The organism is Micromonospora globispora (assembly GCF_003857015.1).
Taxonomy (GTDB): Bacteria; Actinomycetota; Actinomycetes; order Mycobacteriales; family Micromonosporaceae; genus Micromonospora; species Micromonospora globispora.
Genome location: NZ_QGGF01000693.1, coordinates 24627 through 46346, shown reverse-complemented (window position 1 = coordinate 46346; position 21720 = coordinate 24627). Strand labels below are relative to the sequence as shown.

At 68.2% G+C, this 21720-nt stretch carries 19 protein-coding genes and 1 pseudogene; 4 read left to right on the top strand and 16 right to left on the bottom strand.

The window, feature by feature from the left end; translation table 11 throughout:
• Positions 1–7: 7 nt before the first annotated feature.
• A pseudogene (locus DKL51_RS35950) lies at positions 8–512 on the top strand (Na+/H+ antiporter NhaA).
• A 223-nt stretch (positions 513–735) separates the two neighbouring features.
• On the opposite strand, the gene DKL51_RS32445 reads toward DKL51_RS35950, so the two are convergent.
• On the bottom strand, positions 736–1794 hold the full coding sequence (locus DKL51_RS32445) for a saccharopine dehydrogenase family protein (RefSeq protein WP_109945095.1): 1059 nt from the start codon (positions 1792–1794) through the stop codon (positions 736–738).
• Between the two features lie 105 nt (positions 1795–1899).
• Here DKL51_RS32445 and DKL51_RS32440 point away from each other — a divergent pair, with 105 nt between their 5' ends.
• On the top strand, positions 1900–2856 hold the full coding sequence (locus tag DKL51_RS32440) for a helix-turn-helix domain-containing protein (protein WP_109945094.1): 957 nt from the start codon (positions 1900–1902) through the stop codon (positions 2854–2856).
• A gap of 248 nt (positions 2857–3104) precedes the next feature.
• Here the strand turns inward: DKL51_RS32440 and DKL51_RS32435 are convergent, their stop codons facing one another.
• Positions 3105–3284, bottom strand: a complete 180-nt coding sequence (locus DKL51_RS32435; protein ID WP_109945093.1) for a hypothetical protein — start codon at positions 3282–3284, stop codon at positions 3105–3107.
• Between the two features lie 174 nt (positions 3285–3458).
• Between DKL51_RS32435 and DKL51_RS32430 the strand changes: the two genes are divergently transcribed.
• Positions 3459–3779, top strand: coding sequence for a hypothetical protein (locus DKL51_RS32430; protein WP_123809626.1), 321 nt, complete (start codon positions 3459–3461; stop codon positions 3777–3779).
• 36 nt (positions 3780–3815) lie between these two features.
• Here the strand turns inward: DKL51_RS32430 and mgrA are convergent, their stop codons facing one another.
• Complete coding sequence (gene mgrA, locus DKL51_RS32425) at positions 3816–4841, bottom strand: L-glyceraldehyde 3-phosphate reductase (RefSeq protein WP_109945092.1); 1026 nt, start codon at positions 4839–4841, stop codon at positions 3816–3818.
• Positions 4842–5134: 293 nt separating this feature from the next.
• Between mgrA and DKL51_RS32420 the strand changes: the two genes are divergently transcribed.
• Entirely contained in the window at positions 5135–6115 is a 981-nt protein-coding gene (locus DKL51_RS32420) for a LacI family DNA-binding transcriptional regulator (protein WP_243420583.1), read from the top strand.
• Between the two features lie 15 nt (positions 6116–6130).
• On the opposite strand, the gene DKL51_RS32415 is transcribed toward DKL51_RS32420, so the two are convergent.
• From DKL51_RS32415 to DKL51_RS32355, 13 genes are all read right to left on the bottom strand, one after another.
• The gene (locus DKL51_RS32415) at positions 6131–7150 is read right to left on the bottom strand and encodes a Gfo/Idh/MocA family protein (protein ID WP_109964774.1); all 1020 of its coding nucleotides are present in this window, start codon (positions 7148–7150) and stop codon (positions 6131–6133) included.
• Positions 7151–7269: 119 nt separating this feature from the next.
• Positions 7270–8118, bottom strand: a complete 849-nt coding sequence (locus DKL51_RS32410) for an ABC transporter substrate-binding protein (RefSeq protein WP_243420584.1) — start codon at positions 8116–8118, stop codon at positions 7270–7272.
• Between the two features lie 202 nt (positions 8119–8320).
• Positions 8321–9349, bottom strand: coding sequence for an ABC transporter permease (locus DKL51_RS32405; protein ID WP_109945088.1), 1029 nt, complete (start codon positions 9347–9349; stop codon positions 8321–8323).
• Positions 9346–10899, bottom strand: a complete 1554-nt coding sequence (locus tag DKL51_RS32400; protein WP_260428756.1) for a sugar ABC transporter ATP-binding protein — start codon at positions 10897–10899, stop codon at positions 9346–9348. Before DKL51_RS32400 ends, DKL51_RS32405 begins: the two co-directional genes overlap by 4 nt.
• A 56-nt stretch (positions 10900–10955) precedes the next feature.
• Positions 10956–11387: an RbsD/FucU family protein gene (locus tag DKL51_RS32395; RefSeq protein WP_109945086.1), complete on the bottom strand. Its 432-nt coding sequence runs from the start codon at positions 11385–11387 to the stop codon at positions 10956–10958.
• An 87-nt stretch (positions 11388–11474) separates the two neighbouring features.
• Positions 11475–13109 carry a fucose isomerase gene (locus DKL51_RS32390; RefSeq protein ID WP_109945085.1) on the bottom strand — a complete coding sequence of 545 codons (1635 nt, stop codon included), beginning with the start codon at positions 13107–13109 and terminating at the stop codon, positions 11475–11477.
• Positions 13106–14644 carry an FGGY-family carbohydrate kinase gene (locus tag DKL51_RS32385; protein ID WP_109945084.1) on the bottom strand — a complete coding sequence of 513 codons (1539 nt, stop codon included), beginning with the start codon at positions 14642–14644 and terminating at the stop codon, positions 13106–13108. The genes DKL51_RS32390 and DKL51_RS32385 overlap by 4 nt, the downstream gene beginning before the upstream one ends.
• 13 nt (positions 14645–14657) lie before the next feature.
• The gene (locus DKL51_RS32380; protein WP_207783867.1) at positions 14658–15509 is read right to left on the bottom strand and encodes a sugar phosphate isomerase/epimerase family protein; all 852 of its coding nucleotides are present in this window, start codon (positions 15507–15509) and stop codon (positions 14658–14660) included.
• Positions 15510–15577: 68 nt separating this feature from the next.
• Positions 15578–17647: a bifunctional rhamnulose-1-phosphate aldolase/short-chain dehydrogenase gene (rhaD, locus tag DKL51_RS32375; protein WP_207783872.1), complete on the bottom strand. Its 2070-nt coding sequence runs from the start codon at positions 17645–17647 to the stop codon at positions 15578–15580.
• The gene (rhaI, locus tag DKL51_RS32370; RefSeq protein ID WP_109945081.1) at positions 17647–18801 is read right to left on the bottom strand and encodes an L-rhamnose isomerase; all 1155 of its coding nucleotides are present in this window, start codon (positions 18799–18801) and stop codon (positions 17647–17649) included. The genes rhaD and rhaI overlap by 1 nt, the downstream gene beginning before the upstream one ends.
• Before the next feature lie 2 nt (positions 18802–18803).
• Positions 18804–20249, bottom strand: coding sequence for an FGGY-family carbohydrate kinase (locus DKL51_RS32365; RefSeq protein ID WP_109945080.1), 1446 nt, complete (start codon positions 20247–20249; stop codon positions 18804–18806).
• Positions 20246–20977, bottom strand: coding sequence for an HAD family hydrolase (locus DKL51_RS32360; protein WP_109945079.1), 732 nt, complete (start codon positions 20975–20977; stop codon positions 20246–20248). Before DKL51_RS32360 ends, DKL51_RS32365 begins: the two co-directional genes overlap by 4 nt.
• Positions 20974–21720: a class II aldolase/adducin family protein gene (locus DKL51_RS32355; protein ID WP_165824261.1), complete on the bottom strand. Its 747-nt coding sequence runs from the start codon at positions 21718–21720 to the stop codon at positions 20974–20976. The genes DKL51_RS32360 and DKL51_RS32355 overlap by 4 nt, the downstream gene beginning before the upstream one ends.

Sequence of the window (21720 nt, the reverse complement as noted above, 5' to 3'; positions counted from 1 at the left end):
GACGGTTATGCTCGCGGCAGCGTTCGCCGCCCTGGTCGCCGCGAACACGCCGTTGGCGCACTGGTACGAGGAGTTCTGGACCACCCGGTTCGTGTTCACCGTCGGCGGGTTCGGCTCGTTGAGCAGCATGGATCTCCGGCACCGGGTCAACGACCCTGATGACGCTGTTCTTCCTCGTCGTGTCGCTGGAGATCAAACGCGAGCTGGTCTCCGGCCATCTGCGGGAATGGCGGGCGGCCCTGATGCCCGTCGTCGCGGCGGCCGGGACATGGTCGTACCCGCCGCCCTGTTCCTTACGGTCAACTCGGGCGGTGCCGGCGAGCCGATCTTCACACGGCCGACCTTCCGGCGCCACGCCGGATGAGCCGAACACAGATTGCGGTCCTGGTCCGGACCCTCGGGGACATCGTCACTGTGCTCCGCGACGCCGACCCCGCGGACAAGGCCGAGGTTTACCGCCAACTCGGCCTGCGGCTGACCTACCACCCGGAAACGCAAACGGTGCACGCTGAAGCTGATCTCAGCGCGCACCGTGGGCCTATGGGTCGTGTCCGAGGGGCGACGTCGACCACAAATCCATGATTGTCATACAGGGTGAACTGCAACTGACGCCCAGATAGCCCCGTTTCCTTTTGGATCGTCCCCAGCCGGGACTCGCTTGCTCCCAGGCCCGTCGTGAGAGTGCGGCACGCCGACATCGGGGGGCTATCCGGGCTGGTGCCTGTGGCTGGGCGATCAGGCGAACTGTGGCGCGCGAGACTCGTGGCGCGGTTCGAGCGAGATGTGCGGGGACAGCGCGCGGAGGAAGTCGGGCGCGTCGAAGATCTCGCCGGCGGAGGCGACGCCGCTCGTCCTCGTCCGACTGCCGAGAATGCGATGGACCGCTTCGACCGCCAGCGGTGCGCTGATGGCGTAGATGTCCTGGCCGCTGGCGACGACGCGTCGTTGCGTGTCGCCGGAGCGCACGATCACGTCGACGGTGAACGTCTGCGCCGACCGGCCGCGCTCGTCGACCGCAGTCGGTGCGGGTGTGTCTGGAGCGGCCAGGTCCCTGGCCGCTTCGGTGGTCATGTACGTGCGCACCTCGGAGATGGACAGGTGGCTGGGGACGGTGACGACGTCGGCCATCGTGAACTCGCCGAGGACGGTCCGGCGGCCCATCGGAGCGGGAAAGTCCCATTCCAGGGTCGGCAAGCCGCACTCGGAGACGTAATACTCCAGCCGGCCTCCGGTGTAGCGGACACGTTGGCCATCGCGCCGTTCCCGGGAGACGGTGCCGGAGGCGAGCGTCCCGGCCGTGGGGTGCCAACTGCTCAGTCCGTACGCGACGTGCGCCTCGTCGGCCGCCGTCCACTCCCCCATCGCCGTCGTGACCAGCAGATCGCCGAGTCCGCCGAAGAAGGCCATCGCCGGGACCACCGCGACGCCCGCGGTATGAGCGCGGTCGGCGAAGTGGGTGAACGTGTCGAGGTTGGCCTCGATCTCGGCCGCCACATCCACGTACGGGACCCCGGTGCGCAGGGCAGCCTCGATCACAGGGGCCGCGGTCGAGGCGAACGGGCCGGCGCAGTTGATGACCGCGGCCGCGCCCTTCAATGCCTGATCGAGCGAGGCCGGATCATCGACCGACGCCACCCGGTATTCGAGCCCCGGATGCGACGCCGCCAGCGCCTGGAGCCTGCCCGCGTCGCGGCCGAGGAGAAGCGGGACGAACCCGCGATCGCGCAGCTCCGTCACCACGAACCGCCCGGTGTGTCCGTACGCACCGAACACCGCCACGGTCTGAACCACCATCTGCCAGTTCCTCCGTGCTCCTGGAAAGATCGAATGAGGAGATCCTCTCGGCAGCGGCCGGCCCGGACCAGTGTCTGGAACGCCAGGCCCCATACAGTTTCGGACATGGCCACTATCGCGCTCGCCGCCACCGATGGGATGCTGCACTTCGAGCTCGCCATGGCCTGCGAGGTCTTCGTCCGCGACCCCTCCGGCCTGGCAGACCCCTGGTACGACCTCGTGGTCTGCGGCCCGGGCCCGGTCCGGATCGACAGATTCCGGATGGAACCTGACGACGGGTTGGATCGACTCGCCCGCGCCGACACCGTGATCATCCCCGCCGTGGAAGACATCGACGCGGACGTGCCACCCGACCTGCTCGACGCCGTCCGCGCGGCCCACGAGGCGGGCGCCCGGATCGTCTCGCTGTGCACCGGTGCGTTCGTACTGGCCGCCGCGGGGGTGCTGGACGGACTGCACGCGACCACCCACTGGGCCCACACCGAGGCGCTGGCCGCCCGCTATCCCCGGGTGAAGGTCGACCCGGACGTGCTCTACGTCGACAACGGCAACGTGCTCGCCTCTGCCGGCAAAGCCGCCGCAATCGACCTGTGCCTGCACCTGATCCGCCGCGACCACGGCTCGACGGTCGCCAACGCCGTCGCCCGCCGCCTGGTCGTGCCGCCGCATCGCGCCGGCGGCCAGGCCCAGTTCGTCACCACCCCGGTGCCCACCCGCGACGACCATCCCCTCGCCAACCTGCTCCCCTGGGCGATGGAACGGCTCAACCGTCCGCTGACCGTGGAGGACCTGGCTCGCCAGGCGAACATGAGCTCCCGCAACCTGGCCCGCCACTTCAAGTCGGTAACCGGCACCACCCCGCTGCACTGGCTGTCAACGCAGCGGATCCGCCGGGCCCAAGAGCTGCTGGAGAACACCGACAACAGCATCGACGCCATCGCGCAGGCGGCTGGCATGGGAACCGCCACGACGCTGCGCCGACACTTCAACCGCACCGTCGGTGTACCTCCGGACGCCTACCGTCGCACCTTCCGCAGCGCCTCACCCTCGGCCTCGGCCTGAAACTCATCTACACGCCAGAAACAGAACGGTGCACGCCATCATCGATCTTGGCGCACCGCGAAAATTCGGTTGGTGTCCAATGATCGACACAAACCGATTCCCGCTGCGGCCTGCGCCTCCTCGGCGCGATCCCGCTCAGCTGACAGCCACTTCACCTCGACGGGACGGGGTCCCGGGCTGGCCAACCCGGGCGCCGTCCCGGATAGCCACGACGTCCCACCGCTCGACCCGGGATGTGCCAGCTGTCTTTACAGGTCTTCGGCTGAGCCCGTGGCGGCGAACGTCTCGACCAGCTCACGCAGCCGGTTGAGAAACCCGGTCAGGTTCTCTGCCATCAGGTCGAATCGTCGGTCGTCGCTGCGGTAGACACCGGCGACGGTCTCGCCAGCAGGAAGCCGGTAAACCGGCGAGCCGGTCACCGCCTCCACCGCGAACAGGGTGCCCCCGCCATCACTGGTCGAACACGACCACGTCCGCGGTGACGCGGCCACGGACAGACGTCACCTCCCGGCACGTGATCAGGCCGGGATCGTGGATGAAGTAGCCGTTGCCGATGTCCGGCAGGCTCACCCACCAGCGGCTACCGGAGCCGAGTCTGCCGTGTGCTCCGCGACGCCGACCCGGCCGACAAAGCCAAGGTCTACCGCCAGCTCGGCCTGCGCCTGACCTTCCACGCCGAAACGCAAACGGTGCACGCTGAAGCTGATCTCAGCGCGCACCGTGGGCCTATGGGTCGTGTCCCAGGGGGAACACGAACCATTGCCCCAGCGCTGATGACGATCGGCAAGACGTTGAAGCTTACACAGCTCTGGCTGTTTGGTGACCTCTTCAGGTCCGCCGAAGAGGTCACCGAGCAGGAAGCCCTGATCAGAGCGTTGCAGGTCGTCGACTCCCCGCCGACCTGCGCCGCCTGGATTCCCTGACGATGAAGAAGGGCATATTGCACCCGCCACATTTCGTCATCCGGCACTGGAGCGCGCCCAGAGATTGATGCCCGACTCCGTGGCGTACTTGTCGATCTCGGCCAGCTCCGCTGCGGTGAATGCCAGGTTGTCCAGGGCCGCCACGTTGGTTTCGAGCTGGGCCACGCTGCTGGCACCGATCAGGGTCGAGGTCATCCGGGGATCGTGCAGTGTCCACGCGATGGCCATCTGAGCCAGGGTCTGTCCACGCCGTGCCGCAATCTCATTCAACGCCCGGATCTTGGTGAGGTTTTCCTCGTTCAGCCACTCGGGGAACAGGGAAGTGTCCCGGCTGGCCCGTGAACCCTCCGGCACACCGGCAAGGTAGCGGTCGGTGAGCATCCCCTGCGCCAGCGGGGAGAATCCGATGCAACCGACACCTTCCTGCTCGAGCGTGTCGAGCAGGTCGTCTTCAATCCACCGGTTCAGCATGGAGTACGAGGGTTGATGGATGAGCAGCGGCGTGCCGAGCTCGTGCAGCATCGCAGCCGCTTCAGCGGTCTTGCCCGCAGAGTAGGAGGAGATCCCGACGTACAGGGCTTTGCCCTGCCGCACTGCCGCGTCGAGTGCTCCCATTGTTTCCTGCAGCGGTGTGTCGGGGTCGAAGCGGTGCGAATAGAAAATGTCCACGTAGTCGAGCCCCATTCGCTTGAGGCTCTGGTCGAGGCTGGCGAGCAGGTACTTACGGGAGCCCCACTCGCCGTACGGGCCGGGCCACATGTTATAGCCGGCCTTCGTCGAGATGACCAGCTCGTCGCGGTACGGCCGGAAGTCGCTGGCGAGCAGGCGACCGAAGTTCTCCTCCGCGGAACCGTACGGCGGGCCGTAGTTGTTTGCCAGATCGAAGTGGGTGATACCCAGGTCGAAGGCGCGGCGGACGATGGTCCGTTGCGTGTCGAGGGGCCGGTCGGTGCCGAAGTTGTGCCACAGGCCGAGGGACACGGCCGGCAGGCGTAGGCCACTACGGCCGCAGGGGCGGTAGGTCATCGTGTCGTAGCGGGCGGTGTCGGCGGTGTAGCTCATCGAAGAAACGGCTCCTGGCTCGGACGACGTCAGCAGAACCAGCCTGGGCCATTGCGCTCAAGCTGTCCATCAGAAGAGACCGCTGAGGCCCCAGCAGGTAGGTGGCCGCGGCGTGACACGGGGACAGGGCCGCACCCGCGGTGCAAGCGCCACCGCAAACCGCAAGAGAAATCGATTGCTACGCTGTAGGGGCCAGCCGCCCCTCCCGGGCGGTGACCCTCAACCCGACGAACCCGCGATCGTGCGGGCCGAGCGACGCCGACGAACGGAGGCGGATGGCGACCATATACGACGTGGCCCGCCAGGCCCAGGTCTCGCCCGCAACCGTGTCCCGTGTGCTCAATGGACGGGCTTCGGTCGATCCGGTCCTGGCCGCCCGCGTTCAGCAGGCGGTGCAGGACCTCAATTATCGGCCAAACGTCGTGGCCCGCAACCTGCGCCTGAGCCAGACGAGTCTCTGGGCGGTCATCATCTCGGACATCGGGAATCCATTCTTCACCTCGATGGTCCGTGGGGTCGAAGACGTCGCACAGGGCAGCGGTTTTTCCGTGGTCCTCTGCAACAGCGACGAGGACCCGGAGAAAGAGGCGCGTTACGTCGCCGCCGCCCTAGCGCAGCGGATGGCAGGCGTGGTCATCTCCACGTCCGGCCGGCCCAACGTGATCAACCGGCTCATCGAGGCGCGTATCCCAGTCGTCGCGATCGACCGCCAGCTCCGTGGCGTCAGCGTGGATACCGTGCTCGTCGACAACGTGCACGGCGCCGAGTTGGCAACGACCCACCTTCTCGACCAGGGCTATCGACGAATCGCCTGCATCACCGGCCCTCGCAGGATCTCGACCGCCGCCCAGCGGCTACGAGGCTATCAACGAGCGTTGAAATCCCGTGGTCACCAGCCGACCGACAACTTGATCCGGTTCGCGGACTTCCGGGAAGAGGGCGGGTACCGGGCGATGGCGTCGCTGCTGGACGAGACCGAGCCGCCGGACGCGGTCTTCGCGACGAACAATTTGATGACCGTCGGGGCCGTCGAGTGCCTGGTCGACCGTGGCGTCAAGGTGCCCGCTAAGGTGGGCGTTGTCGGCTTCGACGACATCCCCTGGGCCCATTTGGTGCGGCCATCCCTGACCACGGTCTCGCAACCCACCTACGACCTGGGCAGGGCCGCCGCGGTGCTGCTCGGTGAACGCATCGCCAACCCGGCGAAGCCGACCTCGATGGTCACCCTCCACACCGACCTCCACATCCGGGAGAGCTCCACTCGCCCGGCCTGAGCGCTCAGGAAACGGTCAGCCCGCCGTACGTCCGGCCGAGGAAGCCTCGGTCTCGAATGGCGGTAGTCCGGCGGCTTGTGCGACACGCTCCGTGGTCTCCACCGTCCAGCGGCTCAGCTCGGTGTTCGGCTCATCGGGCTCGTCCGCGAGGATCCGCCGTGCGAATGCCTCCACCTCCAGGCGGTAGACATCGCCGTGGACTTCCACTGTGTCGGCTCCCCCGCCGGACGACACGATGCTGACCCCGTTGCCGCCGTTCTGGTCCGGTCGGAAGGGATGCCGCAGCTCGATGGTTCCCGAGCTGCCGATGACGACGCAACTGTCTCCGGCGGGCGAATGGAAACTGCAGTCCCAGGAACCGAGGACCGTCCCGTAGCGCAGTACGGCGGCGATGGAGGTCTCCACCCGGACGTCACGCCTCGTCACGGCGACGGAGGCCACCTCGGTGGGCGGACCTCCCATCAGGAGGTTCATGAGGTCGATGGGATAGCAACCGATGTCGCGCAACGCACCGCCGCCGAGTGCGGGGTCCAGACGGATGTTCGGACCCGCGGCGGGATCGAGAATGAAGTGGAAGCGCGCCTCCACCGCCACGACCTCGCCGATCCGCCCCCGCTGGAGCAGGTCCCGCACGGCGCCGATCTGGGGGTGGTGCCGGTACATGAACGCTTCGGCGACGTGCACCCGATTCGCGGCGCACGCCGCCTCGACCTCATCGAACTGCCGTCGGCTCAACGCGATCGGCTTTTCACACAGGACGTGCTTGCCCGCCTCCGCCGCACGGATCGTCCAGTCTCGGTGCAGGACGTTCGGCAACGGGATGTAGACGGCATCGACATCGGGGTCGGCGAGCAACTGGTCGTGGGACGGGTACGCGCGCGGAATGCCGAGCCGCTCCGCGACTGCCTTCTCGCTGCCGCTCCCGCTGCTGACCGCGATAACCCGGCCATTGTCCGATGCCGCGATGGCGGGGACGACGTACCGCTCGGCGATCCTCGCCGTGCCGAGGACGCCCCACCGCACCGGCAGCGTCATCTCCCACCAACCCTCCACGCGATTGCGCTGGTCCGTCCGGTCGGTCCGGGGGTGCGAACGGCTCGGTTCCCACCCCCGGCGATCCGCTGATCAGCAGAGCACCGACCGCTGCGCCGACCTCACTGGTAGAGCACCGCAGCGATCTCGGGCTTGTCGATGTTGGTCTTGTCGTACCAGTAGAAGCCGGTGTCGATCACCTTGGGCTGGTTCTCCCCCTTGATGGCCTTCATCGCCGCGATGACCAGCTGCTGCCCGATTCCGATGGGGTTCTGGGTGATCGCCCCGGCCATCGTGCCGTTCTTGATCGCGTCGATCTGCGCCTTGCCGGAGTCGAACCCGACGATCTTGATGCCCTTCTTACCGCTCTCCTCGACGCCCTTGATGACGCCGATCGCCGATCCCTCGTTGGAGCCGTAGATGCCGGCGATGTCAGGGTTCGCGGCGATGATCGACTTCGTGATGTCCGCCGACTTCGCCTGGTCGCCACCTCCGTACTGTGGTGGGAGAACGGTGATGCCGGGAGCGTTGGCCTTCATCCACTCGAGGAAGCCGTCGCGGCGGTCGATCCCGGACCGGCTCGTCTGGTCGTGTACGACGAGCGCCACCTTGCCCTTGCCGCCGAGCAGGTCCGACATGTGCTTGGCGGCTTCGGCGGCGGCGGCCTTGTTGTCGGTCGACGCGGTCGTCACGGGGATGTCACTGTCGACGCCGGAGTCGAACGCGATCACCGGAATCTTGGCCGACTTCGCCTGCTGCAGCAGTGGAGCGGCCGCCTTGCTGTCCAGGGCCGCGAAGCCGATCGCCGCAGGCTTCTTGGCCAGGGCGTTCGTGAGCATGGTGACCTGTGCCTCGACGTCGGCTTCGGTTGCCGGGCCCTCGAAGGTGATCCGGGCACCCTGCTTGGCCGCCTCCTCCTCAGCGCCCTTCTTCACGGCCTGCCAGAACTGGTGCTGGAAGCCCTTCGACACGATCGCGATGTACGGCTTGTCCCCGCCGCCAGAGGCCGTACTGGTCCCGCCCGACGAGGAATTGCATGCGCCGAGGGCTACTGTCAGTGTCGCTACCGCGGCCGCGGCGATGATCCGCCTTCTCCTCATATCGATCAGACTCCCTCTCGTTCGGATTGGCATAGTTCCTTGGTGGCGGGGCGTCGCACCCCGGTGACAAGAATTAGCTCTCCCGCTTGCGGAGCATGTCGGCGTACACCGCGACGAGGATGACGCAGCCCAGGATGACGTTCTGCCATTCCTGCGGGATCGACATGATCTGCAAGCCGTTGTTCAGAACCGAGATGATGAGCGCGCCGATGATCGTGCCCACGATCGAGCCCTTACCGCCGGCGAGTGAGGTGCCGCCGATGACTACGGCAGCGATGGCCTGGAGTTCGTACCCGGCGCCGGTCGCCGGCTGGGCCGAGCCCAGACGCGCCGAGATCAGCACTCCAGCCATCCCGATGAAGAGACCGGCGAGCGTGTAAACGATGATCTTCCATTTACGCACGCTGATGCCGGACAGGGACGTGGCCTCCTCGTTGCTCCCGATCGAGTAGGTGTAGCGGCCCAGGATCGTCTTGTTCAACAGGATGCCCGAGATGACCGCCAACACGGCCAGGATGAGGACCGCGTTGGGAAACTGGACCCCGGGGATGAGGTTGCCGGTCGAGATGGCGAAGTAGCCGGGTGTGTCGTTGAAGTAGATCGGCGCGCTGTGGGAGACGACCAGCGCCAGGCCCTGGGCGACGAGCATCATCGCCAGCGTGGCGATGAACGGGGGGATCTTCAGGATGGCGATGTTGACGCCGTTGACGAACCCGAGCAGGCCGCCGAAGAGGATGGCGCCCAGCACGCCCACGCCAAGTGGCAGATCCATGTTCACGATGAACACGCCGGACATCACGGCACAGAGCGCCATGCCGGTACCTAGGGAGAGATCGATCCCTCCCGTAATGATCACGAACGTCGTCCCCAGCGCGAGCGTTCCGATCACGACGGTGGAGAACAGGATGGCCGTGACGTTGCCGTACGTGAGGAAGTTCGGGCTCGCGATCGCGAAGACCGCGAAGATCACGATCAGACTGGCAAACGCGAGGAACTGCTGGAGGCGGCTTCTGAGCCGGCCGGTCAGCCCCTCGTTCGCGGGCTGCTCGGTCGGCGGGGGCGAGGCCGGCGACGTGATGGTGCCCGCCGAGGGGGTGGTCATCTCTCTCCTGCTTTCTCGGCCGTCTGTGGATGCGGAGTCTCGATTTCGTCCAGCCCGAGTTCAGCCGCGTCGGCCGGGTTCTCGTCGGGTCGCAACGTCGCGTAGTGCATGACACTCTCCTGCGTGGCTTCCTCAGCCGACAGCATTCCGGTGATCCGGCCCTCGCTCATCACCACGATGCGGTGCGACATGCGCAGGATCTCCGGCAGTTCCGAGGAGATCATGATGATCGACTTGCCCTGTTGGGCGAGTTCGTTGAGCAGCCGGTAGATCTCCTCTTTTGCACCGACGTCGATTCCCCTGGTCGGCTCATCGAAGATCAGGATGTCGCAGTCCCTGAGGAGCCACTTGGCGATGACCACCTTCTGCTGATTACCACCTGAGAGGTTCTTCGCCGTCTGGTGGATCGAGGGGGTCTTGATGCGCAGCGCGCTGACGGACTGCCTGGATCGGGCCCGCATGGTCTTGTCGCGCATGAAGCCGAATGACGAGAAGAGGTCACGCAACGAGCTGAGGGCGATGTTCGCGTTGACGTCCTGCTCCAGCAGGAGACCGAACTGCTTGCGGTCCTCCGACAGGTACCCGATCCGGTGCTTGGCGGCGTCCGCGGGATTGCGAATGCTCACTCGCTCACCCCGGAGGGTGATGGTCCCGGAGTCCACCTTGTCGGCGCCGACGATGGCTCTCGCCACCTCCGTACGTCCGGCCCCCATCAGGCCGGCGAAACCGAGTATCTCGCCCTTCCTGAGGTCGAAGCTCACGTCCTTGAGCAGCGCCTTCGTGCTCAGGCCCCGGACTTCGAGGAGCACCTCGCGCTCCTCGCGGACCCCTTCCGGCTTGGCGTCGCCGACGATCGTGCGCCCGACCATGAGCGAGATGACCTCCTTCATGGTGGTCCTCGCCGTGTCGACCGTCCCCACGTACTGGCCGTCCCGGAGCACGGTGACGCGATCCGTGATGGCCTTGAGTTCGTCCATCCGGTGAGAGATGTAGATGGCGCCGGTGTCCGGTCGCTTGAAGCGGCGGATCAGGTCGTGCAGCGCCGCGACCTCCGTCTCGTTGAGGGCCGCCGTGGGCTCGTCCATGATCAGCACCTTGGCGTCGTACGAGAGCGCCTTGGCGATCTCCACCATCTGCTGCTTGGCCACCGTCAGGCTGGCGACGGTCCGCGTCGGGTCGAGCGAAAGCTGCAGCCTTTCGATCAACTCCATGGCGCGGGCGTTCAGGCCCCGCTCGTTCAGGAAGAACCTGCCACTACGAGGCTCACGGCCGATGAAGATGTTCTGCGCGACCGTGAGGTCGGGCATCAGGTTGAACTCCTGATGGATGATGCTGATGCCGAGTTCCTGGGCCTGCTTGGGGCCGGTGACTTCCAGCCGCTCTCCGTTGAGGTAAAACTCCCCTTCGTCCGCGGTGTAGATGCCGGAGAGCAGCTTCATCAGGGTCGACTTGCCCGCACCGTTCTCACCGACCAGGCCCAGCACCTCGTTGTGGCGCAGGTCGAGGTGTACGTCCGAAAGGGCCCGGACGCCGGGAAAGCTCTTGCTCACACCCTCGGCCCGCAGCAGGGGTACGCCCCGCTGCGACGGGACTTGTGCGACATCCATCAGGGCTTCCGCCCGTCGTCTATCGTTACGATCCCCTTACGGAGGATCGCGTTGCCGTACGTACGGGTTTCGCCCGTCCGCACGATGAGGTAGGCGCCGGCCGCTACGTCGTAGAAGTCGTGACGCCCCACGAACCGGACGTCTCGCTGGCCGGCTCCCGCCGCATCGATCAGCTCGTCCTGTACGGGCTGCCGTACTCCGTCGGCAGCCGCCATGAGGTCCAGGGCCGGTGCGTCGTCGAGCGGCGTCACCGTCCGGACGGCCCGTAGCACCTCCGGTGTGCCCAGTCCGGGAAGGACCAGCAGCCGACGGGCGAGACGCGCTGCCGGAAAGTGGGCGTCGGCCAGGACGACCGCGTCGGAATGGCCCATGGCATCCAGGTGCGCGAGCAGCTCGCCCGTGAGGATCGGAGATATCCCCGACAGCGGCATGGGCTCTCCTTAGAAATCGATTTCAGCGATTTTAAGTAGGGGTTGAGGTGTCCGTCAACGCATCGATCGGGCTGGACCGATCAGCCGCTAGCAGTTGACCTCGCCGCACAGGTGCACCCGTACGCCGAGGTGCGCGAACATCGCTGCCTTCGCCACCAACGCCCGGTCGGCCGTCGCGGCGTCCGGGGCATAGACGACGTTGACGTGATTGGCCTTGTGCCGAGCCATCAACTGGTCGCGGCCGACGCCGTGCAGCACCGCGTGCATGATCGGCCACTGCGGCGTGGTGGCGTTCAGACGGCGTTCGGTCTCCTCGGGCGGCAGCTCGACAGCGGTGCCGCGGCCCATGTCGACATGCAGGATGCCGTCCATGAGGAACACCCGGGACCAGACGATCTCGCCCGGCTTCGACACGCCGCTCAGCGTGCCACCGCCCAGCGGGAAGTACATCGGCGGCTGGCGCATGCTGTACGACTTGTCGTAGCCACCGTTGTGCGAGGCGGGAACCGAGCCCGAGATCTCGAAAACCCACACGAAGTCGTCACCGTACCGCTCTCCCCAGCGAATGTCGTGCAACGTGGTCGCCGGATCGAGGCCCATCGCGGTCCAGATGCGGTTGGTGATCAGGGAGTCGACGGCCACGCCCTCATCGACCTCGTTGAAGTGCGGCAGCGGGGCTCCCGCGTACAGTTCACGAGAGCCGTCCCGGCTGCGCACCGGCGGACGCTCGACGTTGTTCAGCAGTCCCTCGGCCAGGTCGCTCGCCGGAACCATGTCCTTCAGTCCCTGCTGGTACTGGATGCCCACCGCGTCCAGGCCGAAGTCGTCGGCGATGCGCAGCGCCGCGATGTACATCTTGAACTGGCTGAGCAGCTGCCCCTCGGTCAGCTCGGTCGCTTCGTCACTGCCGAGGTGGAACGTCATGCCGGCCCTGTCCAGCCAGGTCCGTACGGCCTGGGCCTCCTCGTCGCTCACCCGGTTCATCTCGGCGACGAGTGCACTCTGCGACAGGCGCTCCTTGTAGATGCCGAGCGGGTTGAGCAGCTCGTCGTCGAAGATCGCGTTGTACATGCCCATGCAGCCCTCGTCGAAGACACCGATGATCGCCTTCTCCGTGGCCAGTTGCTCAGCCAACGCCGTACCGAGCGCGACCTCCGGGCTGGCCGGCAGCGCGGGCAGGTCCCGCACGTGGCCCTCGTCGTGGGTCAGCTGACCCGTTTCCAGCCAGGTCTTCAGGCCCTTGAGTGCCCACTCGTCGGTGAAGTCCTCGCTCCAGAGCGCGGAGTGCTTCACTCCCGCCTTGGTGAGGCTGGCCGTGAGGTTGAGCAGACCGACCAGGCCGGGGAACTCACCGCTCCAGTTCGCCACGATGAGGATCGGCCCCTTGTGGCTCCGGAGACCGGCGAGCACGTGGTGGCTGTACTGCCAGACCGCCTCGACCACGATGAGTGGAGCGTCCGCGGGTAGCCGCTTGAAGACCTCGATGCCGGCGCGCTGGCTGTCGATGAAGCCGTGCCCCTTGTCGGCATCGACCTCATGACCCCGCTGCACCTTCCAGCCGAGCGAGTTGACGGCCGCCGTGAGGTCGGACTCGAGTTTCTGCTGCGTGGGCCAGCAGGTGGCGTTCGCGCTCAGCCGGAGGTCGCCGCTGGCAACCGTGTAGACGGTGCCGGACGCGGCCTTCGGCCGCTCGGCCAGTACGGGCAGCGTGTAGCTCGTCATGGGGCGACTCCTTCGGTGCGTGCTTTCCGTTGAGCGAGTGGTGGGGTTTCGGCCGTCAGACGCTCCTGTCGGGCGGCGAGGCCGTGGGCGATGTTCTTGGATCCGGTGTAAAGCTCGCGGTACAGCGCGTACAGCTCCTCGTAGTCCGCCGCGAGCTCGGGTCGGGGCTCCCGGATTTCCCTAATCGCGTTCCACGCCTCGATCGAGACGTCGGTTACCACCTGCGCGGCCAGGAAAGCCCCGCCGTAGCTGGCACCGATCGTCTGCGATGGAATGTCCTGGGCCCGCCCGGTGATGTCGGAGACGACCTGGGTCCAGAGCTTCCCCTGGGTGCCACCACCCACCGCGACGACACGTCGGATGTCTCCGCCGGCGGCCTGCATGGTCTCGATGTTGTGGCGCACCCCCAGCCCGGTCGCCTCCAGCGCCGCCCGATACAGGTCCCCGCGGGTGTGCGAGACGGTGAGGCCGGCTATGACGCCGCGGGCGTGCGGATCCATGATCGGCGTACGCTCGCCTGCGAAGTAGGGCAGCATGAGCAGCCCGCCGGCGCCGGGACCGGAGAGTTCCGCGAGACGCAGGAGCTCGGGATAGTCCGGTGATCCGAACAGGTCGCGCAGCCATCCGGTGATGGCACCAGAGGTCGCCATGCCCGCCGCGAGGTTGCGGGTGCCGGGCAGGGCGCCGACCGTTCCCCACAGCGACGGGCTGGTCAACCGGTTGGGAACAGTGTTGACCAGGAACATCGTCGTGCCGTACATCAGCATGAGGTCGCCCACGCCCTGGGCGCCGACGCTGATCGCCTCCGACCACGCGTCGATCGTTCCCGTGATCACGGGGGTGCCGACCCGCAGTCCGGTCAGGGATGCCGCCTCCGCCGTCACGCTGCCGGCCACCTCGCCCGCCCACCTCAGCGGCGGAAGGACCAGCTCGGGCGCGATCTCCTTGGCCCACGGCAGATACCAGGTCAGGTTTTCCGTGTCGTAGAGCGGGGTGCACTGACTGGCGGAGTGCTGGTCGAGCACGTACTCGCCGGTCAGTTTGAAGGCGAGCCACGAACTCGGCATGAACAATCGGCGTGCCCGCGCGAAGAGGTGGGGCTCCGTGTCGGCGACCCAGGCGATCTTCGCGCCCGCGGACTGGGTCGAGAGGGCCGAGCCGCACCGCTGCATGATCGCGTTCTCGCCGAACCGCTCGTTGAGCCTCGCGATCTGACCGGTCGAGCGGGTGTCGATGCCGTACAGGATGGACGGGCGCAGCGGGACGCCGTCAGCGTCCGTGAGCAGCACGCACGGACCCATGCCACTCACTCCGACGGCGACGACGTCCGCCTCGCCGGGCGCCAGGAGTTCCCGGGTGATGCCCACGAACTCCTGCCACCAGATCTCCGCGTCCATCTCGACCCAGCCCGGTCGCGGACGGTCGACCTCATGGTGCCGGGTACACGAACCGATCACGCGGCCGCCGAGATCGACGAGCACCCCTTTGCTGCTCGAGGTGCCGATGTCCACGCCGATGACGGCCGCAACCCGCATGACATTCACCGTTTCAGCAATCGATTTCTGAGTCAAGAGGGACCGGCAAGGTCCTTCTATCCGTCGTACCTCCAGCTACCCTCGTCAGGCGCTCGGACATGTAGGCGTGCGCGTGGGCGGCGAGGTCGTCCCCGTCCTCCCACAGGTCCCGCCAGACCCCGAGTCGATCCGACAGGTCCGCCGACACCACGGCGCGGGAGAACGACTCGAACGTCACCGTGCCGGAGTAGCCGGTGTCCCGCAGGGCCCGGAAGAGACCGTCGAGATCGGCGGATCCGCTGCCGAGGTAACCGCGGTGCGACTCCCCCACGTGTACGTAGCCCAAATGGTCGGCGCAGTCGGCCACCGCCTGGGTGATGGAGGCCTCCTCGATGTTGGCGTGATAGGCGTCGAGGTGGACCACCACGTTGGCCGCCCCGACGTCCTTGATCACCTGAACCGCCTGCGCGCAGGTGTTGATGGCGTTCGACTCGTAGCGGTTCACCGCTTCCAGGCCGAGGGTCACCCCTTCGTCAGCTGCTCTCGCGGCGAGCCGACGGAGGATGGCGACCATCGAGTCGCGGTCCCGCGGGTCCATCGGCCGGTCGTACTTGCCGAGGGCGCTGTAGATGACGCCGCCGAGGAAGCCTCCGCCGAGGCCGGCGGCGACGTCGAGGGCCGCGCGCAGCCGCGCTTCGCCACGAGCGGCGACCTCGGGTACCGGGCTGGAGATGTCCGCGTCGAAGTCGAGCCCCAGCGAGCACACACCGACCAGCCCGTGTTCGTCGAGCACCGCCCGGGTGTCGGCGATGTCGATCGCCTCGGGGTCGAGCGCTGGTATCTCCAGCACGTCGTACCCGGCCCGGCGGGCCCGTCTCGCTGCCATCCGCCGCTCCTCGGGACTCCACCCGCCGGCGAAGACCGCGGCATGGATACCGAGCGGGTTGCGCGCCGTCATCGCAGGAACGCCTGGGGTACGCCGCCGTCCACGGGAACGAGCAGGCCGGTGGTCAGGGGCAGTGATCCGTCGACGAGCGCGACGACCGCCGCGCCGACGTGTTCGGGAAGCACCTCCTGTTTGAGCAGCGTTCGCTGCGCGTAGTACTGCCCCAGGTCCTCCTCGGCGACCCCGTACACAGCGGCACGTTGCGCGCCCCAGCCGCCGGCGAAGATCCCGGACCCGCGTACGACGCCGTCGGGATTCACACCGTTGACACGCACCCCAGTGGGACCGAGTTCCGCAGCGAGGAGCCGGACCTGGTGGGCCTGGGCCGCCTTCGCCGACGAGTACGCGACGTTGGCGGGTCCGGCGAAGACGGCGTTCTTGCTGACGATGTAGACGATGTCACCGCCGTGACCCTGGGCGCGCAGGACCCGGGCGGCCTCGCGCGACACGAGGAACGAACCGCGGGCCATCACGTCGAACTGGAGGTCCCACATCTCCGCGGTGGTCTCCTCGAGCGGCGCGGACTGGGAGAGGCCAGCGTTGTTGACCACGACGTCGATCCCGCCGAAGGCCAGGCAGGCGACCTCGACCGCCGCGCGGATGGACGCCTCGTCCGACACGTCGACGTGGACGGCGTGGGCGACATCCGCACCGCCGAGTTCCTTGGCCAGCTGGCGGGCGCCCTCGTGGTCGCGATCGGCGACCACGACACAGGCGCCCTGTGCGGCAAGCGCCCGGCATGTCGCGCGACCGATCCCGGACGCACCCCCGGTGACGAAGGCGACCTTTCCGGCGAGCGCTTTAGGCCTTGGCCGACGGCGCAGCTTACGCTCCTCGAGTTCCCAGTACTCGACCCGGAACTTCTCGCTCTCGGAGACCGGGGCATAGGTGGAGACCGCCTCCGCGCCGCGCATCACGTTGATCGCGTTGACGTAGAACTCGCCGGCGATGCGGGCAGTCAGCCTGTCGCCGCCGTATGAGAACATCCCGACCCCGGGAACGAGCACGACGGCGGGGTCCGCGCCACGCATGGGCGGACTGTCCGCGTCGGCGTACCGGTCGTAGTAGGCCGCGTACTCCTCGCGGTACGCCGTGTGCAGCTCGCGCAGCCGCTCCACCACCTCGTCAAGTGCCGCGTCCGGGGCGGTGTCCAGCAGCAGCGGACGTATCTTGGTGCGCAGGAAATGGTCGGGGCAGGACGTGCCGAGCGGGACGAGCCGGTCCAGCGCCTCTCTGGAGAGGTAGTCCAGGACGACCTCGTCGTCACGGAAGTGCCCGACCAGGCGGCTGTCGGTGCCCGCGATCCCGCGCAGAATCGGCGCGAGTTCGGCGGCCCGTTGCCGCCGCGCCTCCTCGGGGAGCGGGCGGCGGTCGTCCCGTACCGGACCCAACGGCTCCGGCCGGCCCGCACGTCGGATGAACTCGGCCGCCTCACGAATGAGCCGCAGCCCTCGCTCCTCACACTCCTCGCTGGTCGCTCCCCACGTGGTGAGGCCGTGGCCGCCGAGGACGACGCCCTCCGCCTCGGGATGGTTCCGCACAATCTCGGCGATCATCCGACCGAGCTCCCACCCAGGGCGGATCCACGGCACCCACCGGACGCGCTCCCCGTAACAGTCCCGCACCAGCCGCTCGCCGTCGGCAGCCGCAGCGAGCGCGATGACGCTGTCGGGGTGCAGGTGGTCCACGTGCACCGCGTCGACGAGGCCGTGCATCGGAGTGTCGATCGAGGGGGCCGCACCGCCCGGCCCGAAGGCGCAGAAGGAGAAGAGGCCGACCATCTCGTCCTCGTGCTCGACTCCGCGGTACCGGTCGTCGAGGCGGTGCAGTCGATCCAGTTCGAGGACCGCGAGGCCGGGATAGCGCAGCGTGCCGAGGTCACCCCCGGATCCCTTGACGTAGAGCAATGTGACGGGCTCTCCGGTCGCGGGATGCGTCACCGCCGCCTTGCACGAGGAGTTGCCGCCGCCATAGTTCGTCACCGTGGGATCGCTGCCCAGGTGGTTCGCTCGGTCGAGCATGGCGGTCACCTCCCCGGAGACGCCCTCGGGAACGTCGTCTCGGGTCGTTCGCTGCATCACGCTCCCCATCCCATCGCGGTCCCGCCGACACGCTCGGCGACGATCCGTTGCTGATAGCCCGATTCCCGGTAGGCCTGCATGGGGTCCAGGTGCAGGCCCATCTCGTCGCGAAGCTCGGCGAGCAGGGGCCGCACATCGGTGGCGAACGCGTCCATCAGCGCGCCGTGGGCGGACAGCACGTCCCCCTCAGCCTGGGCCCGCGTCAGCGCGTCAGCGTCCACCAGCAGGGCCTTAGCGGTAGCTTCCTGGACGTTCATCACCGAGCGGATCAGCGCCGGCACCTTGCCCTCGATGTTGTGGCACTGGTCGAGCATGAAAGCGACGCCGTCCATCGCGGACGCCGAGACGATCTCGTGCATGATCCGGAACAGTCCGAAGGGGTCGGCCGCCCCCACCATGAGGTCGTCGTCGGCGTAGTAGCGACTGTTGAAGTGGAAGCCGCCGAGGCGGCCAGCCCGCAGCAGCACCGCGACGATCATCTCGATGTTGGTCCCTGGTGCGTGGTGGCCGGTGTCGACCAGCACCTTCGCCTGCGGGCCCAGTTGCAGGCAGTGCATGTACGAGGTGCCCCAGTCCGGCAGGTCCATCTGGTAGAAGGCCGGTTCGAAGAGCTTGTACTCCAGCAGCATCGTCATGTTCGCCGGCATCGCGGCGTACGTCTCGCTCAGGGCCTCGGCGAGGCGGTCCTGCCGCGCGCGGATCGAGTCCTGGCCAGCGTAGTTGGTGCCGTCGGCAAACCAGAACGACAGCTGCTTCGACCCCGTCTCGCGGGCGATGCCGACGCACTCCAGCAGGTGCTCGACCGCCTTACGGCGCACCTTCGGATCGGGGCTGCAGACGCTGCCCAACTTGTAGTCGTCGTCCTGGAACACGTTCGGGTTGATCGCCCCGATCGCCACCCCCTGGTCCTTGGCGTACGAGGCGAGGTCCGCGTAGTCGTCCACGCGGTCCCACGGGATGTGCAGCGCCACGGTCGGGGCGACGCCGGTGAGCCGGTGCACCATCGCCGCGTCGTCGATCTTCTCGTACGGCGTCCGCGGTACGCCGGGCTCGGCGAACACCTTGAATCGGGTTCCGGAGTTGCCGTACGCCCAGGAGGGCGTCTCGATGTGCTGGGTTCGCAGGAGGCGCTTGACCTCGTCTCGGTTCATGGTCACCCCTCGATCGGATCGGAGTTGATGGACCGGTCTGGGTTCTTCGTCGGAGCCGGGGGGAGCCAGCCACGCTCGACGAGCGCGGCGACGAACCGGGCGTATCCGTCGTCGAGCCTCGGTTGCTCGGCGGGGTCGGGGTCCACCGTGGCCGCGAGCCTCACCATCGAGTCGACGGCCGTCGCCAGGTCGTGGTGCACGGTGGATGACGCGGCCAGCACGGCGGCTCCGAAGGCACTGGACACCTCGGCGGGGACCAGGAGCGGACGGCCCAGGACTGTGGCGCGGATCCGGGCCCACGGCCGGCTGCGGCTACCGCCCCCCACGGCCCGGAGGGCACCACGGCTCGGAGCGCCCGCTGCCGCGAGGACGTCGAGGGCCAGCCGCTCGACGTAGGCCACGCCGTCGAGAAGGGCGCGGTAGTACTCGTCGCGGTCCGCCGGCTCGCCCCGCAGCCACCCGCCCGCGTCCGGGGTCACGAAGGGGAACCGCTCGCCGGGACGAGCCACGGGATAGACCAGCGCGCGTACCGGCCCGCGTTGCGCGGCCGCGAGGTCGAGAGCCTGTAAATCGGCGTCGGGGAAGGCACTGCGTAGTACCCCGGCGCCGGCGTTGCTCGCTCCTCCCGGCCACCAGCAGCCGTCGGGCGCGAGGTGGCTGTAGACACCGAGCGCCTGGTCGGCCACCCGACGCGATGCCACGACCTTGACCACGAGGGTGGTCCCGAGCACGCCGACCGCGTCTCCCGGTCGCACCGCGCCCGCCGCCACCTGGCCCGCGCAGCCGTCGGTCATGCCGAGGACCACCAGCGTCCCGACGGGCAGACCTGTCAGCGACGCACTGCGGGCGGAAAGGCCACCGACGACGGCTCCCGGCCGGCACAGCCGCGGCAACTGGGACTCCGCGACACCCGCCATGTCGAGCAGCTGGGCGGCCCAACGCCCGGTTTCGGGATCAGCACCGGTCTTGAGGGCATGGCTCGTGTCGCTCGGGGTGTCCTCCCCGGTGAGCCGGGCGACGACGAGGTCACTGACGTGCCGGTACCGGTCCGCCGGAAGGTGGCGTTCGAGCCAGCCGATGCGGGCGAGCGCCGGTGCGGTCCGCACCAGCGCCGGATCGACCCCGGAGCCGTGCTCGCCGGCCCTGCGATCGTCGTACAGGAGAGCGGGCCCAACGGGCACCAGGTCAGCGGAGCATGGGACGACGCTTCCCGAGGTGGCGGTCACGGCGACAGCCTTCGCCGACCCGCCCACCTCCGCGGTGAGCTGCGCGAGAACGGTCTCCGCGACGTCGGGATGGACCGGTTTCTGCTCTGTGCGTCCCGCTATGCCACGGTCGGGGGGCGGAAGTGGTGCCGCTGCCCGCGCCACAACGGTCCCGTCGGGGGTGACCGCGACGGCCCGGACGTCTGCGGTGGCGACGTCCAGACCGATGACGAGATCGGTCATGGCCGCTCGGCCTCGGCGCGCTGCCGCCGACCATCGCCGAGCAGCAGCCGGGGAAGGCCACGGAGGTCGGGTACGGCGACGTCGGGCTCCGCGAGCTGCTCGGTCGTCGGCTCGGGAGCTGCCTCGCCGCGCAGCACCCAGACGGTGCCGAGGCCGAGGCGGCGGGCCGGGCGGACGTCGGTGTCGAGGCGGTTGCCGACATGCACGGTTGTCGCCGGGGTCGTTCCCGCCTGCTTCAGCGCCCACTCGAAGAGGGCGGGCTCCGGCTTCTCGAACCCGACCAGCGCGGAGACGCCCCAGACGTCGATGAAGGGTGCCAGGCCGTCACGACGCAGCGCGTCGACCACGGTGGCCTCCTGGTTGGCCAGCACCCCGACGCGCACCTGCCCATGCAGCTCCCGCAGGCACGGCAGCACGTCGGCGTAGAGCGAACCCGCCGGGTGCTGCCAGTGGTGCCGGGTGCGCTCGTGCAGCTCGTCGCGCCGCCGCTCGTCACCGAGGAACTCGGCGGCGAGCGCGCGCCGCAGCGACCCGGACTGCGCGATCCGGACGGCGTCGTACACCGCTCGGAAGCTCGCCCAATCGACGGGCTCTCGTCCCTGCTCGGCCCGAAGGTCGTCGAGCGCGGCGAGCACCGCGGACACGAAGTTCTCGTCGTCGTAGATCGGGCCACCGACGTCGAAGAACACCGCCTCGACGATGCGATCGGCAAAGGGCGGACGGGTCATACCGTCTCTCCCGCCAGCAACGCGCGGCGGGCGACCTCGTCGGCGCGGGAGGCGAGGGCATCTCCGCCGGCCGCGTCGAGATACCGCGGTCTCCCGACCGCGTGCGCGATCAGGCGGGTACGGGCGGCCTTCACCGCCATCGTCGTCACGGCCTCGACCTCCTCGGGCGACCGGCCGAGCGCGACGATTCCATGGTTGCCGAGGAGCACGAGCCGCGGCGGAGTGCCGTAGCGGTCGGCGTGGTCGGTGATGGCGGCTGCGACGGCGCGGCCGAGCGCGAGACCGGGTTCCTCATACCCGACCCATGCGGGACGACCGACGACCACTGCCTCGTCCGGAAACAGCGGCGCCTGCCACAACCGCTCCCCCTCCTCGACGGAGAGGAGCCCGACGAGCGCGGTCGGATGGGTGTGCGCGACCCAGGTCGCGCCGCCGGCGTGCACCGCGGCGACGTGGACGAGCGTCTCGATCGAGGCGCGGCGCCCTCGCGGATCGTCCGCCACGGACAGCAGCGCAGAGAGCTCGTCCTGAGTGGTGCGCGGATCGGCGAGGACGCGGGCGGCCGTGTCCACGTCGACCACCACGAAGTCGCCCGCGCTCGCGCGGTCCATCCGCGCACCGCTCGCCTTCACGACCAGCTCGCCGTCCTGCACGGTCGACGTGTTGCCCTCCGCGAGGCTCACCAGATCGCGAGCCGGATCACCGACGCGCAACGTCAGGTCGACGAGTGCGGCCGGCACCAT

Coding starts and splice junctions, on each gene's coding strand:
- DKL51_RS32405 (WP_109945088.1), bottom strand. CDS start 9,349: ATGACCACCCCCTCGGCGGGCACCATCACGTCGCCGGCCTCGCCCCCG.
- DKL51_RS32360 (WP_109945079.1), bottom strand. CDS start 20,977: ATGACCCGTCCGCCCTTTGCCGATCGCATCGTCGAGGCGGTGTTCTTC.
- DKL51_RS32380 (WP_207783867.1), bottom strand. CDS start 15,509: ATGGCAGCGAGACGGGCCCGCCGGGCCGGGTACGACGTGCTGGAGATA.
- DKL51_RS32390 (WP_109945085.1), bottom strand. CDS start 13,109: ATGACGAGCTACACGCTGCCCGTACTGGCCGAGCGGCCGAAGGCCGCG.
- DKL51_RS32440 (WP_109945094.1), top strand. CDS start 1,900: ATGGCCACTATCGCGCTCGCCGCCACCGATGGGATGCTGCACTTCGAG.
- DKL51_RS32395 (WP_109945086.1), bottom strand. CDS start 11,387: ATGCCGCTGTCGGGGATATCTCCGATCCTCACGGGCGAGCTGCTCGCG.
- DKL51_RS32445 (WP_109945095.1), bottom strand. CDS start 1,794: ATGGTGGTTCAGACCGTGGCGGTGTTCGGTGCGTACGGACACACCGGG.
- rhaI (WP_109945081.1), bottom strand. CDS start 18,801: ATGAACCGAGACGAGGTCAAGCGCCTCCTGCGAACCCAGCACATCGAG.
- DKL51_RS32385 (WP_109945084.1), bottom strand. CDS start 14,644: ATGCGGGTTGCGGCCGTCATCGGCGTGGACATCGGCACCTCGAGCAGC.
- DKL51_RS32365 (WP_109945080.1), bottom strand. CDS start 20,249: ATGACCGATCTCGTCATCGGTCTGGACGTCGCCACCGCAGACGTCCGG.
- DKL51_RS32415 (WP_109964774.1), bottom strand. CDS start 7,150: ATGACGCTGCCGGTGCGGTGGGGCGTCCTCGGCACGGCGAGGATCGCC.
- mgrA (WP_109945092.1), bottom strand. CDS start 4,841: ATGAGCTACACCGCCGACACCGCCCGCTACGACACGATGACCTACCGC.
- rhaD (WP_207783872.1), bottom strand. CDS start 17,647: ATGCAGCGAACGACCCGAGACGACGTTCCCGAGGGCGTCTCCGGGGAG.
- DKL51_RS32355 (WP_165824261.1), bottom strand. CDS start 21,720: ATGGTGCCGGCCGCACTCGTCGACCTGACGTTGCGCGTCGGTGATCCG.